The organism is Nocardioides daphniae (assembly GCF_004777465.1).
In the GTDB taxonomy this organism is placed as follows: domain Bacteria; phylum Actinomycetota; class Actinomycetes; order Propionibacteriales; family Nocardioidaceae; genus Nocardioides; species Nocardioides daphniae.
Genome location: NZ_CP038462.1, coordinates 1,220,525 through 1,234,305, shown reverse-complemented (window position 1 = coordinate 1,234,305; position 13,781 = coordinate 1,220,525). Strand labels below are relative to the sequence as shown.

General features: G+C 72.1%; 12 protein-coding genes and 2 pseudogenes. 4 read left to right on the top strand and 10 right to left on the bottom strand.

What is annotated here, in order from left to right:
- Position 1: 1 nt before the first annotated feature.
- The 5 genes from rsmD to E2C04_RS06055 form a co-directional block, all read right to left on the bottom strand.
- Entirely contained in the window at positions 2–616 is a 615-nt protein-coding gene (gene rsmD / locus E2C04_RS06075; RefSeq protein ID WP_135831941.1) for a 16S rRNA (guanine(966)-N(2))-methyltransferase RsmD, read from the bottom strand.
- A complete protein-coding gene (locus tag E2C04_RS06070) occupies positions 613–2,844 on the bottom strand; it encodes an ATP-dependent DNA helicase RecG (protein WP_135831940.1) in 2,232 nt (743 codons plus the stop codon). Before E2C04_RS06070 ends, rsmD begins: the two co-directional genes overlap by 4 nt.
- Positions 2,845–2,848: 4 nt before the next feature.
- The gene (locus E2C04_RS06065; protein ID WP_135831939.1) at positions 2,849–4,492 is read right to left on the bottom strand and encodes a DAK2 domain-containing protein; all 1,644 of its coding nucleotides are present in this window, start codon (positions 4,490–4,492) and stop codon (positions 2,849–2,851) included.
- Between the two features lie 188 nt (positions 4,493–4,680).
- Positions 4,681–4,866 (bottom strand): 50S ribosomal protein L28, encoded by a 186-nt coding sequence (gene rpmB / locus E2C04_RS06060; RefSeq protein WP_135831938.1) that lies wholly within the window; start codon positions 4,864–4,866, stop codon positions 4,681–4,683.
- A gap of 172 nt (positions 4,867–5,038) precedes the next feature.
- Positions 5,039–5,989 (bottom strand): thiamine-phosphate kinase, encoded by a 951-nt coding sequence (locus E2C04_RS06055; protein WP_135831937.1) that lies wholly within the window; start codon positions 5,987–5,989, stop codon positions 5,039–5,041.
- Between the two features lie 298 nt (positions 5,990–6,287).
- Between E2C04_RS06055 and E2C04_RS22265 the strand changes: the two genes are divergently transcribed.
- Complete coding sequence (locus E2C04_RS22265; RefSeq protein WP_268234026.1) at positions 6,288–6,398, top strand: hypothetical protein; 111 nt, start codon at positions 6,288–6,290, stop codon at positions 6,396–6,398.
- A gap of 3 nt (positions 6,399–6,401) precedes the next feature.
- The gene (locus E2C04_RS06045) at positions 6,402–6,896 is read left to right on the top strand and encodes a DUF3515 domain-containing protein (RefSeq protein ID WP_135831936.1); all 495 of its coding nucleotides are present in this window, start codon (positions 6,402–6,404) and stop codon (positions 6,894–6,896) included.
- Between the two features lie 37 nt (positions 6,897–6,933).
- On the opposite strand, the pseudogene E2C04_RS06040 reads toward E2C04_RS06045, so the two are convergent.
- Positions 6,934–8,025: pseudogene (locus E2C04_RS06040) on the bottom strand (D-alanine--D-alanine ligase family protein); the annotation flags it as partial.
- A gap of 62 nt (positions 8,026–8,087) precedes the next feature.
- Here E2C04_RS06040 and E2C04_RS06035 point away from each other — a divergent pair.
- Positions 8,088–9,193 (top strand): annotated as a pseudogene (locus E2C04_RS06035) (trans-sulfuration enzyme family protein).
- An 11-nt stretch (positions 9,194–9,204) separates the two neighbouring features.
- Here the strand turns inward: E2C04_RS06035 and E2C04_RS06030 are convergent.
- Positions 9,205–10,203, bottom strand: a complete 999-nt coding sequence (locus tag E2C04_RS06030; RefSeq protein ID WP_238694447.1) for an NAD(P)H-dependent glycerol-3-phosphate dehydrogenase — start codon at positions 10,201–10,203, stop codon at positions 9,205–9,207.
- Positions 10,203–11,009, bottom strand: coding sequence for a lysophospholipid acyltransferase family protein (locus E2C04_RS06025; protein WP_170213487.1), 807 nt, complete (start codon positions 11,007–11,009; stop codon positions 10,203–10,205). Before E2C04_RS06025 ends, E2C04_RS06030 begins: the two co-directional genes overlap by 1 nt.
- 52 nt (positions 11,010–11,061) lie before the next feature.
- Between E2C04_RS06025 and cofC the strand changes: the two genes are divergently transcribed.
- Positions 11,062–11,877: a 2-phospho-L-lactate guanylyltransferase gene (gene cofC, locus E2C04_RS06020; protein ID WP_135831935.1), complete on the top strand. Its 816-nt coding sequence runs from the start codon at positions 11,062–11,064 to the stop codon at positions 11,875–11,877.
- On the opposite strand, the gene leuD is transcribed toward cofC, so the two are convergent.
- Both leuD and leuC read right to left on the bottom strand, forming a co-directional pair.
- Positions 11,760–12,347 carry a 3-isopropylmalate dehydratase small subunit gene (gene leuD, locus E2C04_RS06015; RefSeq protein ID WP_135831934.1) on the bottom strand — a complete coding sequence of 196 codons (588 nt, stop codon included), beginning with the start codon at positions 12,345–12,347 and terminating at the stop codon, positions 11,760–11,762. The two genes, cofC and leuD, sit on opposite strands and share 118 nt — an antisense overlap.
- A gap of 10 nt (positions 12,348–12,357) precedes the next feature.
- Positions 12,358–13,767 (bottom strand): 3-isopropylmalate dehydratase large subunit, encoded by a 1,410-nt coding sequence (gene leuC / locus E2C04_RS06010; protein WP_135831933.1) that lies wholly within the window; start codon positions 13,765–13,767, stop codon positions 12,358–12,360.
- Between the last annotated feature and the right edge of the window lie 14 nt (positions 13,768–13,781).

The following is a 13,781-nucleotide window of genomic DNA, read 5'->3' as shown; positions in this document are numbered from 1 at the left end:
CTCACTCCTGGGGGTCGTCCGCGAGGACTTCGTCGGGGTCGTCGAGGTCGTCGTCCTCGTCCGCGTGACCGTACCAAAGCACCGTCTCGCCGTACTTCTTCTCCCGGCGCCCCACGAGCCCGTCGGGCCACGTCGGGGAAGGGCTGCGTACGCCGCGCTCGACGACCACCAGGGCACCGGGCACCAGCCAGCCGTGCCGCACCAGCGCGGCCAAATCGGCGTCGACCCGCTCGGGCTCCAGCGGGTAGGGCGGGTCGGAGAAGACCACGTCGTAGGGGGCGGCCGGCGAGGTGGCGAGCACCGCGGAGACCGAGGCGCTGCGGATGTCGGCCTTGGCGAAGCCCAGGTCACGTGCGTTGGACTGCACGAGGGCTGCCGTACGCCGGTCCTGCTCGACGAACGTGACCACGCCGGCGCCGCGCGACCAGGCCTCCAGGCCCACCGCGCCGGAGCCCGCGTACAGGTCGAGGAAGCGCAGGCCGTGCAGGGAGCCGCACCAGGACTCCACGGCCGAGAAGAGCGCCTCGCGGACGCGGTCGCTCGTGGGGCGGGTGGCCTGGCCACGAGGCGTCGCCAGACGTCGTCCGCCGGCCTGCCCCCCGATGATCCGCGTCATGCCTTCTCCATGTAGTCGGAACGGGCGCTGTCCTCGATCTCGGCCACCAGACGCCCCAGGGCAGGCGCGCCGGCGAGGTCCGGGTCCTCGTCCAGCAGTGCTTCCGCAGCCTCCCGAGCCGCCACGATGGTCTTCTCGTCCCGGAGCACCCGCAGGTTCACCAGGCTCGAACGGAATCCGCTCTGGTTCTTGCCGAGCACGTCGCCCTCCCGACGCTGCTCGAGGTCGACGCGGCTCAGCTCGAAGCCGTCGGTGGTCGCGGCCACGGCCTCGAGGCGGTCACGGGCGTCGCTGCCCGACTCGGCGTGGCTGACCAGCAGGCAGAGCCCCGGCAGCCCGCCACGGCCGACGCGGCCGCGCAGCTGGTGCAGCTGCGAGACACCGAACCGGTCGGCGTCGAGGATCACCATCATCGTCGCGTTGGCGACGTCGACGCCCACCTCGATCACCGTGGTGGAGACCAGGACGTCGACCTCCCCCGCGGCGAAGCGTCGCATCACCTGCTCCTTGACCTCGGGCGCGAGCCGTCCGTGCAGCGCCTCGACGCGCACGTGCGACAGCGGTCCCCCGGTGAGCATCGCGGTGACCTCCTCCACTGCCCGGAGCGGACGTCTGGGCGCCTCGTCGTCCTCGCGCGGGGCGTCGCTCTCGCCGGCCTCCAGCTCGTCGCCCGCGATGCGGGGGCAGACCACGTACACCTGGTGGCCCTTGGCGACCTCCTCGGCGACGCGCTCCCACACCCGCTGCTCCCAGTGCGGCTGCTCGGTCAGTGGTGCCACGTGGGAGGCGATGGGCGCACGGCCGGCGGGCAGCTCACGCAGCACCGACGTCTCGAGGTCGCCGAAGACCGTCATCGCCACGGTGCGCGGGATCGGCGTGGCCGTCATGACCAGCACGTGCGGAGGCGTCGCGGCCTTGTCGGTCAGCGCGGCGCGCTGCTCGACCCCGAAGCGGTGCTGCTCGTCGACGACGACCAGGCCCAGGTCGAAGAAGGAGACGTTGCCCTCCAGCAGGGCGTGGGTGCCGACCACGATGCCGGCGTCGCCGGTGGCGATCTCGAGCATCGCGGACTGCCGCTGGGCCTTGCCCATCGAGCCTGTGAGCAGCGTGACCCGGGTGGCGTCGTCGGCCCCGCCGAGCATCCCGCCGCCGGCCAGGTCGCCGAGCATGGCGGTGATCGAGCGGTGGTGCTGCTGGGCGAGCACTTCGGTGGGCGCCAGCAGCACGGCCTGCCCCCCGGAGTCGACGACCCGCAGCATGGCGCGCAGGGCGACCAGCGTCTTGCCGGAGCCCACCTCGCCCTGGAGCAGCCGGTTCATCGGGTGCGGCTGGGCGAGCTCGGCCTCGATCACCTCGCCGACCTCGCGCTGGCCCGCGGTCAGCTCGAAGGGCAGGCGCGCGTCGAAGGCGGCCAGCAGCTCGCGCTGCCCTCCCGTACGCCCTTGGGCTCCCTGGGCGCGCAGCGCGGCGCGACGACGGGCCAGGACCAGCTGCAGCACCAGCGCCTCGGTGAAACGGAAGCGCTTCTGCGCCGCCCTCACCTCGTCGTAGTCGTCGGGCCCGTGGATCCAGCGCAGCGCGGTCATCACGTCGGGCAGGTCGAAGCGGTCGAGCAGGTGCTCGGGGAAGACGTCCTCGACCCCGGTGACGACGTCGAGGGCGAACTGGATGGTCTTCTGCAGGTCCCAGGAGTAGAGCTTGGCGGTGAGCGGGTAGATCGGCATCAGCCCCTTGAGGCTGGCGGCGAGGTGCTCGTCACTGCCGTCGCCGGTGCCGTCTCCCCCGCCGAAGATCACCGCGTGCGGCTGGGCGAGCTGCCACTGCCCGTTGAAGACCTGGGCCTTGCCCGTGAACATCCCGCGGGTGCCGACCGCCATCCGGGCCCGCTCGCGCTCGGCCATCGTCTGGTGCGGCAGGAACCAGGTCATCACGAACGCAGGCCCCTGGGTGGCGACCCGGACCTCGACCCGGCTCCCGGGCTTCATGGTGCGACGGTTGGTGAAGGTGCTGACCTTGCTGGAGGTCACCTCCCCCACGACCGTCATCAGCTCACCCTCGACGAGGGTGTCGACGTCGCTGAGCTCGGTCGTACGCACGTAGCGGCGCGGGAAGTGCCACAGCAGGTCGCCGACCGTGGTCAGGCCCAGGCCCTCCTCGACGGTCTGGCGCTTCTTCACCGACCGGCCGAAGACGGCAGCGATCGGCGAGTCCGGGGTGATGGCGACCACGGGACTACTCGACGGACATCAAGAGCGGGTACCGCTCCTGACCGCCCTCGTAGACGACGACGTCGACCAGCGGGTGGGTCTCCTCGACCCAGGCGGCGCAGCGCTCGGCCAGCTCGGCTGCCTCCTCGGCCTGGCCGGCGACCAGCGTGACCAGCTCACCACCGGCACCGAGCAGACGGCCGACGACGCCGGTGGCCACCTCGAGCAGGTCGGAGCCGATGAGCGCGAAGTCACCGTCGATGACGCCGAGCACGTCGCCCGGCTCGCAGGGCCCGGCGGTCGTGAAGGCCTGCTTGGCGGCCACCGTGACCGCTCCGTGGCGGGCGTGGCGGGCGGTGGCGGTCATCTCCAGCACGTCCTGGTCGAAGGAACGGCCGGGCTCGTGCACGGCGATGGCCGCCAGCCCCTGGACCTGCGCGTGCGTGGGGATGACGGCCACCCGCACGTGGCCCCCGTCCTCGGCGGTCCGGGCGGCGATCTCGGCCACCCGCAGCGAGTCGGGGTCGTTGGGCATGACGACCACCTCGGCCGCCTGGCTCTCCTCGATGGCCGCCAGGATCTCGCCGGTCGACGGACGTCGACCCACCCCTGCCTCGACGACCAGTGCACCGGCGCCGGCGAAGAGGTCACGCAGTCCGTCGCCGAAGGTGACGGCGACGATCCGCCTGCCGCTGCGCGACGCGTCACGGTGACGGTGCTCGGCGACCTGCTCGGCGAAGTGGGTGACCCGGATCCGGTGCGGGCGACCGGCCCGGATGCCGGCCTCGATCGCCGCGCCCACGTCGTCGACGTGCACGTGGACGTTCCACAGGTCGTCACCACCGACCACGACGAGCGAGTCGCCGAGGGCGGCGAGCTCGCTGCGCAGGACGCCCACGGCCGTCTCGTCGGCGTCGAGCAGGAACATCACCTCGTACGCCGGACCGCCCTCGGTCAGTTCGTCGTCGGGCACCCGGACCGGGATCCGCGGGGTCTTGTGGTGGCCGGGCTCGGAGACCTGGTGACGGCCGGTGAGCACCCGCTCGGCGGCGTCGAGGACGACGCAGAGCCCGCGGCCGCCGGCGTCCACGACGCCCGCGTCGGCCAGGACCTTGAGCTGCGTGGGAGTGAGTGCCAGGGCTTCCCGGGCAGCTGTCGCTGCCGCCGCGAAGACGTCGCTGGGGGTGACCGCGCGCTCGGCGCCACCGACCAGCGCGACGGCGGCGTCGCTGGCCGCCCGCGCGACGGTGAGGATGGTTCCCTCCACCGGCACGGCGACCGCCTCGTAGCTGGCCTCGGTGGCCCTCCGCATCGCCTCGGCGACGACGTACGCCGGGTCCTCGTCGGGCGCCGCGCGCTCCATCCGGACGGCGAGCGCCCCGAGCATCTGGCTCAGGATGACGCCGGAGTTGCCGCGCGCGCTGAGCAGGGCGGCGCGCCGGAAGGCAGCCAGGCCGGCGACCACGTCGTGCCCGTCCTGGGCGGCCTCGCGCACGGCGTCGCGGGCGGCCGAGAAGGTGAGGAACATGTTGGTGCCGGTGTCGCCGTCGGGCACCGGGTAGACGTTGAGCGCGTCGATCTCCTCGCGGGCGGCGCTCAGCGCGTCCGTCGCGACGTCGACGAAGCGCAGCACCGTGGCGAGACTGATCCCGCTCGGTACCTGCTCCATGCGTCGGCTCCTGGGTCTGGGCGGGGTGGTCACGTGAGGTGGCGCGGCAGCGCCCGACTGTCGCGTGGATGCACACCTTAGTGGGGCTGAGGGGCTTCGACGGGCGCAGTCCCCGAAATGCAGAAGACCTCGGGAGCGTCGGCTCTCCGAGGTCTTCATGACGCTGGTCGGGCCAGCGACGCGTGGGATCAGCGCGAGACCTTGCCGGCCTTCAGGCAACCCGTGCAGACGTTGACGCGCTTGGGCGCACCGTTCACCGTGGCGCGGACGCGCTGGATGTTCGGGTTGAAGCGACGCTTCGTGATCTTGCGCGACCAAGGACGGTTGTTGCCGAAGCCCGGCTTCTTGGCGCAGATGTCGCAGACGGCAGCCACCGTGCACTCCGATCAGTTCGTTGGTTTCTCGACGTGGTGCTCGCGCTGGACGCAATGATCTGGCCGCGCAAGCAACCGCACCAGAGTAGCCGACTTCCAGCACCGGGTGAAATCGAGGCCCCGGGGGCCCGCTCCACGCTGGACGGACGCTCCCGGTCAGACTGGGAGCGCGTCAGAAGTGTACCCAGCCGCCCGGACCCTCGTACGCCGCGCCGTCGACGGTGACACCGCTCCCCTCGAGGACCTCGCCGATCACCTGCCACCCCATCGGCACCGCGGAGGCGGACGGGAAGGTGGCCAGCAGCGGGTGGTCGTCCCCACCACCGAGGATGAACTGCATCGGGTCGGCGCCGAGCGCGGAGCCCACCGCGTGCAGCGGCTCGGCGACCTCGAACGACTCGGTCCGCAGGTCGATGGCCACCCCCGACTCGACGGCGAGGTGGCCGGCGTCGGCGACCAGGCCGTCGGAGACGTCGATCATCGAGGTCGCGCCGGCCTCCGCGGCGTCGCCCCCGGCTGCGTACGGTGGCTCGGGGCTGCGGTAGGCCTCCACGAGCACGCGCGGCGAGCGGAAGCCGCGGGTCAGCACCGCCAGTCCCCCGGCCGCCCAGCCCTGGCGCCCGCAGAGCGCGACCACGTCGCCGGGACGGGCGCCGGAGCGCAGCACCGGGGCGCGGGTGACGGCGCCGATGGCGGTCACCGCGATCACGACCTGGTCGCCACGCGTGGTGTCGCCGCCGATCACCTGGGCACCCACCTTGGCGCACTCGTCGGCGAAGCCGCGGGCGAAGTCGAGCGCCCAGCCCACCGGGAGGTCGGTGGGCAGGGTGAGGCCGACGGTCATCGAGTGCGCCACGCCGCCCATGGCGTTGATGTCGGAGAGGTTCTGGGCGGCCGCGCGCCGGCCCACGTCACCGCCCGAGGCCCAGTCGCGGCGGAAGTGCCGCCCCTCGACCATGACGTCGGTGGAGACCACGACGTGGCCGTTGCGGATCCGCACCACGGCCGCGTCGTCGCCGGGGCCGACGACGACGTCGTCGCCCTGCGGGTAGAGGCCGATGAACGCCTCGATGAGCTCGAACTCGCCGACCTCGGCCAGGGGGGTCTCGTCAGACAGTGCCATGGGCCCCATCTCACCAGAGTGGGGGTGGTGGCCGGTGCACCGGCGAGCCGTCCGGTGCGCGTGGACGCCGTATGGAGCGCGATGTAGGTTGGCCACGACGTCACCTGGCGTCGCCACCCTCCAGCGGTGGTCGCCCTGCGGGTGAGTCGCACGTTCCGCGAGCAAGGGAGCCCCTCATGGTGCAGGCCTACATCCTGATCCAGACCGACGTCGGCAAGGCCGCTGAGGTGGCCGCCGCGATCGCGGAGATCGAGGGGTCACGAGCGCGGAGGACGTCACGGGCCCGTACGACGTCATCGTGCGCGCCGAGGCGCGCAACGTCGACGAGCTCGGCCGCCTGGTCGTCTCGCGCGTGCAGAACCTCGACGGCATCACCAGGACCCTGACCTGCCCGGTCGTCCACATCTGAGACGTGACCGCCCGACCGCGCCGCACGGCGGCGCTCCTCCTCCCTGCCCTGGCCCCTGCACTGGCCCTGCTCCTGGGTGGGTGCTCCTCCACCGTCGAGATCGCCTCCGAGCCGATGGACGACGCCGAGCGGGCGGCCTGCGAGGCGCTCGTCGCCGACCTCCCCGACGAGCTCTTCGAGCAGGAGCGGGTCGAGGTCTCCGGAGGCGTCGGGGCGGCGTGGGGCGATGACCCCGTCGTCCTCACCTGCGGTGCGCCGCAGCCCGAGGAGTACGACCCCTTCGCCCGCTGCAGCGAGATCGACGGTGTCGGCTGGTTCATCCCCGGCGCCCAGATGAAGGACCCCGACAGCGACATCGAGATGACGGTGCTCAGCCACGCACCGCGGGTGCGCCTGGACCTCCCGGCCGAGCACCGCTTCAAGGGGCCCGACACCCACCTGCGCACCCTGGCGGTCCCCATCAAGGAGCACCTCGACGAGGTCATGCCCTGCACCTGAGCGGCGCCGGGCTCGACCGGCGGGCCCGGGTGGGTGCTCAGCGCAGACCGGTGTCGCGCTCCAGCGCGAGCTGGATGAGGCGGTCGACCAGCTCGGAGTAGGTGACTCCGGCAGCGGCCCACATCTGGGGGTACATCGAGGTCGGCGTGAAGCCCGGCATGGTGTTGAGCTCGTTGACCACCAGGGAGTGGTCGGGCATCACGAAGAAGTCGACGCGGGCCAGGCCCTCGCCCGAGACCGCCTCGAAGACCCGCGCGGCCAGGATCCGCATCTGCGCGGCCACCTCGTCGGGCAGCACCGCGGGGATGTCGAGCTCGGTGTGCTCGGCAGGCAGGTACTTGGCCTCGAAGTCGTACCACTCGTGGTCGCCACCGATCCGGATCTCGGCCGGCTGGGAGGTCAGGATCTCGCCGTCGGGGCCCTCCAGGACGCCGCACTCGATCTCGCGGGCGCCGACGGCGCCGACCTCGACCAGCACCTTGGGGTCCTCGGCCTGGGCGAGCGCGATGGCGGCGTCGATCTCGCTGGCGTCGTGCACCTTGGAGATGCCGATGCTGGAGCCGCCGCGGGCGGGCTTCACGAAGAGCGGGAAGCCCAGCGCCTCGATCTCCGCACGGCAGGCGTCGGGCTCGCGCTTCCACCGACGGGCGGTGATGACGACGCCCGGCATCACCGGGATGCCGGCCGCCTCGAGGACGACCTTCATGTACGCCTTGTCCATGCTGACCGCGGAGGCCAGGACGCCGGCGCCGACGTAGCGCACGCCCGCCATCTCGAGCATGCCCTGGATGGTGCCGTCCTCGCCCCAGGGGCCGTGCAGCACCGGGAAGACGACGTCGACCTCGCCGAGCGTGACCGGCGGCTGGTGGGCCTCGGTGACGACCAGGTCGGTGTGGGCCTCCTCGCGCAGCAGTGCGACGGCCGGACGCTCGCCGTCGACGGCCGGGAGGCGGTCGCCGGCCAGGCGCAGCCGGGCGGTGTCGTCGGACTCCAGCACCCAGCGACCGTCACGGGCGATGCCGATCGGGACGACGTCGTACTTCTCGCGGTCGATCGCGTCCATGACCGCACCGGCCGTCACGCACGAGATGGCGTGCTCGGAGGAGCGGCCGCCGAAGACGACGGCGACGCGGGGCTTGTGCGCTCAGGTGCATTCATCGCCCCAGACCCTATCCGCCTACGCTCTGGGGCATGGCACCTGACATCCCCTCGGACCAGTCCCCCGCCACCCCGGCCACGTCGCTGCGCCCGCACACCCTCGCGGTGACGCTCGGTCGCCCCGACAAGCAGCCGGACGCCCCGCTCAACACGCCGATCACGATGGCCGCGACCTACGTCGCCGGTGGCGACGTCGAGTACGGCCGCTACGGCAACCCGACCTGGACCGCCCTGGAGGACGCGATCGGCGGGCTCGAGGGCGGGCGCTGCCTGACCTTCTCCTCCGGCCTCGCGGCGGTCGCCTGCGTGCTCGACCTGGTCGGCCTCGGCGGCAAGGTCGTGGCGCCGCGCCACGCGTACAACGGCACCGTCATGCAGCTCGCCGACCTGGAGTCGCGCGGCCGCCTGGTCTGCGAGCTGGTCGACATCACCGACACCGACGCCGTGGTCGCGGCGTGCGAGGGCGCCGTCCTGGTGTGGCTCGAGTCGCCGACCAACCCGGCCCTCGAGGTCGCCGACATCGCCACCATCCGCGCCGCCGCCCACGAGGCCGGCGCCTACGTCGTGGTCGACAACACCTTCGCCACCCCGCTGCTGCAGCGCCCGCTCGAGGACGAGGTCGACATCGTCGTCCACTCCGCCACCAAGTACCTCGCCGGCCACAGCGACGTGCTGATGGGCGCCCTGGTCACCCGGGACGACGAGCTGTACTCCGTGCTCAAGGGCCGCCGCGACCTGATCGGTGCCGTGCCGGGCCCTTCGAGGCGTGGCTGACGCTGCGCGGGTTGCGTACGCTCGGGCTCCGGGTCGAGCGGTCGCAGGCCAACGCCACCGAACTCGCCCAGCGCCTCATCCAGCACCCCGCGATCAGCGAGGTCCGCTACCCCGGCTTCGGCGGCATCATCTCGGTGGTCCTGACCGAGGGTGCGATGGCCGCCGACCTGCTGACCCGCAAGACGAAGCTCTGGGTGCACGCCACCTCGCTGGGCGGCGTGGAGTCGTCCTTCGAGCGCCGTCGCCGCTGGAAGTCCGAGCCGGCGACCATCCCCGACGGCCTGGTCCGGATGTCCGTGGGCATCGAGGACGTCGAGGACCTGTGGGCCGACCTGGTGAAGGCGCTGGACGACCTGGTCCTCTGACGGCCCCGGCGTCAGTCGGTCTCGGCCTTGGTGTCGCGCGCGATGAAGGCCTGCATCATCTCCCGGGCCGTGATCTTGCCGGCGACCACGAGGTCGACGGCGGTGGCGATCGGGGCGTCGACGCCGTTGGCCTCGGCCAGGGCCCGCAGCGACGAGCAGGACTTCGCGCCCTCGGCCACCTGGCGCGTGGAGGCGTAGATCTCCTCGGTCGTCATGCCCTGCCCGAGCTTCTCGCCGAAGGTGCGGTTGCGCGACAGCGGCGACGAGCAGGTGGCGACGAGGTCGCCGAGACCGGCGAGACCCATGAGGGTCAGCGGGTTGGCGCCGAGCGCCGACGCGAGGCGGGCGGTCTCGGCCAGGCCACGGGTGATCACCGAGGCGGTGGTGTTGTCGCCGAAGCCCAGGCCCACGGCCATGCCGACGGCCAGGCCGACGACGTTCTTGTAGGCGCCACCCAGCTCGCAGCCGACGACGTCGGTGGAGGTGTAGGGCCGGAAGGCAGGCCCGTGGCACATGTCCTGGAGCCACTTGGCGACCGTCTCGTCGGCGCATGCCACGACGGAGGCGGCCGGCTCACGGCGGGCGATCTCCTTGGCCAGGTTGGGGCCGGAGATCACGGCGATCCGCTCGGGGCCGGCACCGGTGACCTCGGCGATCACCTCGCTCATCCGCTTGAGGGTGCCCAGCTCGACGCCCTTCATGAGGCTGACCATGACGGCCTTCTCGGGGATGTGGGGCGCCCAGTGCGAGAGGTTCTCGCGGAAGGTCTGCGACGGGGTGGCGAAGACGACGGCCTCGGCCCCGGCCATGGCGGCTGCGACGTCGCTGGTGGCGCAGATGTTGTCCGGCAGCGTCATCCCCGGCAGGTATCGGGGTTCTCGTGGGTCGAGTTGATCGCCTCGGCGAGCTCGGTCCGGCGTGCCCAGGGTCACGTCGTTGCCGGCGTCGGCCAGCACGACGGCGAACGCGGTCCCCCACGATCCGGCACCGATCACTGCCACCTTGGTCATCAGGCTCTGTCCTTCTTCCTGCGCGTGCGCTTCTGCTTCGTGGGGTTGCCGATCTCCTTGACGCCCGACCTGTGGGGGTCGTAGCGCTCGGGCGGCGCCTCAGCCTGCCGTAGTTCCTCCACGATCGCCACGACCGCGGCCATGATGCGGTCGGTCGCCTCGTCGACGACCTCGCGGGTGGGCTCGCGGTCGTACAGGTCCGCCAGGTCGACGGGGTCGCCGACCTTCATCGCGATCCGGCCGCGCGGCCACAGCCGCGGCACCGCCGAGTAGGGCGGCAGGGTCGTGTGGGCGCCCCAGTGCCCGACCGGGATCACGGGCGCGCGGGTGGCCAGGGCGATCCGGGCCGCGCCCGACTTGCCTCGCATCGGCCACAGGTCCGGGTCCCGGGTCAGCGTGCCCTCGGGGTAGACCGCGAGCAGCTCGCCGGCCTCCACCGCCGCGACGGCCGCGGAGTAGGCGTCGGCGGCGTGGGTGGAGAGCCGCTCCACCGGGATCTGACGGGCGTTGCGCAGGAAGGCGCCGACCACGGGCGTGGTGAAGAGCGCCTTCTTGGCGAGGTAGCGCGGCAGCCGACCGCGCGACCAGAGCAGGTCTCCGGTCATGATCGGGTCGAGGTGCGAGACGTGGTTGAGCACGACGATGCAGCCACCGGTCTCGGGGATCTTCTCCACGCCGCTCCACTCGCGGCGGCTCAGGGCCCGCACCGGCGGGAGGAGCAGCAGGGTCCCGAGGGTGAACCCCCACCCCGGCCGCTGGGCGGCGCGTCGACGGCGCGCTCCTGCTGCCCAACCCTTCTCCGCCACGAACCAGAGGCTACTCGGTCCACTCCCCCACGGGCTGGCAGGATCGACCTCGATGTCTGGTGAAGATTTTGTCGTCCTCGTCCCGGTGAAGCGTCTTGCCGTCGCCAAGTCGCGGCTGGCGGCCCTCGGTGACGAGCAACGCCGCGCACTGGCCGAGGCCTTCGTGCTCGACACCGTCACTGCTGCGCTGGCCGCGGAGACGGTGCGGGCGGTACTGGTGGTCACCGACGACCACCGACTCGCGGCCACGCTCGCGCGGATGGGGTGCGCCGTCGTGCCGGACGGCGTCTCCGACGACCTCAACCAGACCCTGCGGCTCGCCGCGGCCGAGGCCGTACGCCGGTGGCCCGGAACCCGTCCTGCCGCGCTGTGCGCCGACCTGCCGGCGCTCACGCCCGAGGCGCTCGACGAGGCGTTGACGCACGCGCGTGGCAACGAGGTGGCCGTCGTGGCGGACGCCGCGGGGCGGGGCACCACGCTGTACGCCGCTGCGTACGACGCCTTCTCGCCCCGCTTCGGCCACGAGTCGCGCGAGGCTCACCTGGCGGCCGGGGCCGTGGAGGTCGACGCCCGCCCGGCGCTGCGTCAGGACGTCGACTCACCCGCCGACCTGGGCGGGGCGATGCTGCTCGGCGTGGGGCCGCACACCCGCGCGCGCCACCGGGCGCGCCTGAGGGGTCCGCGTTCGACGCAGACCGGCCCTCCCCCGTGCGGGGAAGGGCCGGTAGGCGTCAGTCTCGGCGTGAAGCCTCAGAGCACCGCAGGCTTCCAGGACGGGCGGGCGGCCTCGTGGGCCTTGATCGCCTCGTCGTGGCTCAGTGTGATCCCGATGTCGTCGAGACCCTCCAGGAAGCGCCAACGGGTGTAGTCGTCGATCTGGAACGGCGCCGACCAGTCACCGGCGCGGACCTCGCGCGACTCCAGGTCGACGGTGACCTGGAGGCCGACGTGGGCGTCGAGCAGGTCCCACAGCTCCTTGACCTTCTCCTCCTCGACCTGCACGGTGAGCAGGCCGGACTTGCCGGAGTTGGAGCGGAAGATGTCGCCGAACCGGGGCGAGATGATCACCTTGAAGCCGAAGTCCTGGAGCGCCCAGACGGCGTGCTCACGCGACGAGCCGGTGCCGAAGTTGGGGCCGGCGACCAGGATGGTCGAGGCGGTGTACGGCTCCTGGGCGAGCACGAAGCCCGGGTCCTTGAAGAGGCCGAAGAAGAGGCCGTCCTCGAAGCCGGTACGGGTGATCCGCTTGAGGAAGTCACCCGGGATGATCATGTCGGTGTCGACGTCGCTGCGGCGCAGCGGAGCGGCCACACCGGTGTGCGTGGAGAACTTGTCCATGTCAGCTCCTTCAGGCCGTGACCGACGCGAGGTCGGCGGGGGACGACAGGGTGCCGCGGACCGCGGTGGCCGCAGCCACCGGGACCGACACCAGGTGCGTGCGTACGCCGGTGCCCTGGCGCCCCTCGAAGTTGCGGTTCGACGTCGAGGCGGTGCGGTGCGGGCCCTCCAGCTTGTCGTCGTTCATGCCCAGGCACATCGAGCAGCCGGCGCCGCGCCACTCGGCTCCCGCCTCGAGGAAGACCTGGTCGAGGCCCTCGGCCTCGGCCTCGAGCCGCACGCGGGCGGAGCCCGGCACGACGATCATCTTGACGCTGTCGGAGACCTTGTGGCCCTTCAGCACCTGGGCCGCGAGGCGCAGGTCGTCGAGGCGGCCGTTGGTGCAGGAGCCGATGAAGACGTGGTCGACGGCGACCTCCTTGAGCGCGGTGCCGCCCTCCAGGCCCATGTAGTCCAGCGCGTTCTCGGCGGCGGTGCGCTCGATGACGTCGTCGAACTCGGCCGGCACCGGGACGTTGCCGCCCAGCGGCGCACCCTGGCCGGGGTTGGTGCCCCAGGTGACCCACGGGGTGACCTCGGAGGCGTCGATGACGATCTCCTTGTCGAAGACCGCGTCCTCGTCGGTGTAGTACGTCTTCCAGTGCTCGACGGCGGCGTCCCACTCGGCGCCCTTGGGCGCCTCGGGCTTGCCCTCGAGGTAGGCGAAGGTCTTCTCGTCGGGCGCGACCATGCCGGCCTTGGCGCCCCACTCGATGGACATGTTGCAGACCGTCATGCGGCCCTCCATCGAGAGCTTGCGGATGGCCTCGCCGCGGTACTCGACGATGTAGCCCATGCCGGCGCCCGTGCCCACCTGGGTGATCAGGTAGAGGATCAGGTCCTTGGCGGTGACACCCTCGGCCAGCTCGCCGTTGACCGTGACCGCGCAGGTCTTCGGCTTGATCGACGACAGGGTCTGGGTGGCCAGCACGTGCTCGACCTCGGAGGTGCCGATGCCGTGGGCGATCGCGCCGAACGCGCCGTGGGTGGCGGTGTGCGAGTCGCCGCAGACGATGGTCATGCCGGGCTGGGTCAGGCCCAGCTGCGGGCCGACGACGTGGACGATGCCCTGCTCGATGTCACCCAGCGGGTGCAGGCGGATGCCGAACTCCTCGCAGTTGGTGCGCAGCGCCTGGATCTGGGCGCGCGAGACCGGGTCCTTGATCGGCTTGTCCCAGTTGAGTGTGGGGACGTTGTGGTCCTCGGTGGCGAGGGTGAGGTCGGGGCGGCGCACCTGGCGGCCGGCGAGCCGGAGGCCGTCGAAGGCCTGCGGGCTGGTCACCTCGTGGATGAGGTGGAGATCGATGTACAGGAGGTCGGGTTCACCGTCTGCACTACGGACGTGCTCGTCCCACACCTTCTCGGTCAGGGTTTTGCCCACGACCTGCTCCTCTC